This window comes from Roseburia sp. CLA-AA-H209, from assembly GCF_020687575.1.
GTDB lineage: Bacteria > Bacillota > Clostridia > Lachnospirales > Lachnospiraceae > Roseburia_C > Roseburia_C amylophila.
Map to the genome: position 1 here is coordinate 1 of NZ_JAJEQU010000051.1, position 1,558 is coordinate 1,558.

Annotated in this window: 3 protein-coding genes; all 3 read left to right on the plus strand. The window is 31.4% G+C overall.

Annotated elements, in window-relative coordinates; translation table 11 throughout:
* A partial coding sequence (locus LKD41_RS15530) for a hypothetical protein (protein WP_227701677.1) occupies positions 1-765 on the plus strand: 765 nt, incomplete at its 5' end.
* Between the two features lie 31 nt (positions 766-796).
* Positions 797-1,264 carry a hypothetical protein gene (locus tag LKD41_RS15535; protein ID WP_227701678.1) on the plus strand — a complete coding sequence of 156 codons (468 nt, stop codon included), beginning with the start codon at positions 797-799 and terminating at the stop codon, positions 1,262-1,264.
* Positions 1,265-1,295: 31 nt separating this feature from the next.
* Positions 1,296-1,558 (plus strand): hypothetical protein (locus LKD41_RS15540; RefSeq protein ID WP_227701679.1); only part of this gene is annotated, 263 nt, incomplete at its 3' end.

Genomic DNA, 1,558 nt, shown 5'->3' on the forward strand with positions numbered 1-1,558 from the left:
GGAGATATGCATGACAGACGCGAGGTATGCTCTATCAGAAAAACAAAAAGAGCATATGGCATTGTTTACCCGATGATGTTAAAAGGTGACTTGGTTAGTTGCAGACTTCAATATGGAGATGAGGCTATGGTGAAAAAGGGTAAAGCAATTTTAAAACAAACAGGAGCAGGAATTTTTTCATATGTTTTGTTCTGTTTAGGTGGAGCATATGAGAGTTATTATCGTGGAGCCAATATGGGCTTTACAGCATGTATAGCAGTGTGTGTAATAGCTTTTATTATTTTGGGGGCAGTAGTTTCATTTATAAGAAAAGAATATGATTATAGAAAATACAATGCACATATATGTTTATTTATTTCGCTGGGACTTTTGATACAAATAATGGTGCAGGGAAATTTGCCGCCTGAAAAAAGCACAGCAATTTGTATTATAAGTTATGTGATTTCTATAATATTGGGAATTTGGGGGGCATTATTAACAACTGGAAAAATAGTAATAAAAAATAAAAATGTAAGAAGTACGTTAAAAATTATAGAAACAATGAGTTTATTTTTATTAACGTGTTTGTGTGTGGTAGGAAGACGATTTTTTGGACGCAGAGGAGCAGTATTATTCAATGCATTAGGAAAACAAAAAAGTTCAGTATTTTTTTGGTGTTGTATTATGATTGTAATGATGGTTGCAGCATTTATAAGTGCATTTGTAAAAGTAGATATAATTGTGAGACCAGACTTTTATAAATCCAGAAATGAAAATAGTAATTAAAACATTACTTTTATAGAATGGGGGAAAAAAGATGGTAAAGAGTAAAAGAAGAGCAAAGGTAGTTATAAGTATTATTGTTCTTATTTTTATAGTATTAGTTATATTTCTTAAAATGAAATACGGTACATATGGATTACATGATTTTAATTGTTTTTTCCGTCAAAGCAAACAGGAAATTTTAGAAAAAGAAGGTGACCCTGTTAGCAGAGAAAAACTATATGGAAACTGCGAGGATATTAAATTTGAAGATATAGAATATACCTTTATTGGAAATTATATGGAAAGTGTTAGAATTACGGATCCTGATATTCGATTTGGAATACTGCAAATTGGGGTAGGCTCATCAAAAAAAGAAGTTATGCTGGCATATGGATTAAAGAAAACTTTAAGCAATGAGGAAGAAAATGAATATGCAGTTCAAAATGGTCTTTATTCAACGTCATTCTATTTTGATGAAAATGACAGAGTATATAAAATTGCATGCGGAACAGGAGTATAGCGCGGAATGAATTCAAAGGAGAAAATCAAACATGCCTGAAAGTAAATATAAGAAAGAAAAAATTTTGAAAGGATTTCGCTGTTTTTCAGTAGGACTAGCGATTTTTTGGACAATTTTTTTAATATATATTTTATTAAGTGAACGTTATGCGGAGTATTATCGTATACATTTGTCACAGGTCGATGCAAGCATACCTAAGGTATATATGGATGATGAAGGGGCTGAACGCGGCAAAATAGGTAACGAATTTCTGATAAAATCAAAGGAAAACTCTTATCTGATTTATGGAATCGA